This is a genomic window from Streptomyces sp. H51, assembly GCF_035656535.1.
Classification (GTDB): Bacteria; Actinomycetota; Actinomycetes; order Streptomycetales; family Streptomycetaceae; genus Streptomyces.
Map to the genome: position 1 here is coordinate 1 of NZ_JAYMHD010000006.1, position 1180 is coordinate 1180.

Here is a 1180-nt window from a genome sequence, read left to right on the forward strand (position 1 = left end):
CGCCGGATGTCGTTGAGGCGGGTGATGAGGGGGGTGATGGTGCGGCCCTCGCGTTCGGCGGTGTCCCAGTCGCGGGGTTTGAGCTGGTACTTCTCGGAGTCGAGGTATTCCTCGCTGCCCTCGCGCAGGGGGGTGTTCTCGCACAGTTCGTAGCCGGAGTAGACGCCCCAGGCGGGGGAGAGGGTGGCGGCGAGGACGGCGCGGACCTCGAAGGCGGGGCGGCCGCCGTGCTGGAGGTACTCGTGGAGGATGTCGGGGGTGTTGACGAAGAAGTTGGGCCGCATGTAGGCGGCCGCCTCCCCGGACAGCTCGGTGAGGTACTCGGTGAGTTCCTGCTTGGTGTTGCGCCAGGTGAAGTAGGTGTAGGACTGCTGGAAGCCGGTCTGGGCGAGGGTGTGCATCATCGCCGGGCGGGTGAACGCCTCGGCCAGGAAGATCACGTCGGGGTCGGTGGCGTTGGTCTCGGCGATCACCCGCTGCCAGAAGACGACCGGTTTGGTGTGCGGGTTGTCCACGCGGAAGATGCGCACGCCGTGTGCCGTCCAGTGGCGCAGCACCCGCAGGGTCTCGGCGATCAGGCCGTCCATGTCGGCGTCGAAGGCGAGGGGGTAGATGTCCTGGTACTTCTTGGGCGGGTTCTCGGCGTAGGCGATGGTGCCGTCGGGGCGGTGGTGGAACCACTCGGGGTGCTTGGCGACCCAGGGGTGGTCGGGGGAGCACTGCAGGGCGAAGTCCAGGGCGATCTCCAGGCCGAGCTCGCGGGCCCGGCCGACGAAGAAGGCGAAGTCCTCGATGGTGCCCAGGGCGGGGTGGACGGCGTCGTGGCCGCCCTCGGGGGAGCCGATGGCCCAGGGCACGCCGACGTCGTCGGGGCCGGCCGAGAGGGTGTTGTTGCGGCCCTTGCGGAAGGTGGTGCCGATGGGGTGGACCGGGGGCAGGTAGACGACGTCGAAGCCCATCGCGGCGATCGCCGGGAGGCGGCGGGCGGCGGTGCGGAAGGTGCCGTGCGGCTGCTCGGGGGTGCCCTCGGAGCGGGGGAAGAACTCGTACCAGGCGCCGTACAGCGCCCGCTCGCGTTCCACCAGCAGCTCCAGCGGCTCGGAGGCGGTGACCAGCTCCCGCAGCGGATGCCGGGCCAGCACCGCGTCCACCTCCGGCGTCAACGCCGCCGCCAGCCGGG

At 70.8% G+C, this 1180-nt stretch carries 1 pseudogene; it reads right to left on the bottom strand.

What is annotated here, in order from left to right:
* Nucleotides 1-1180 (bottom strand): annotated as a pseudogene (locus VKA29_RS00530) (alpha-1,4-glucan--maltose-1-phosphate maltosyltransferase); the annotation flags it as partial.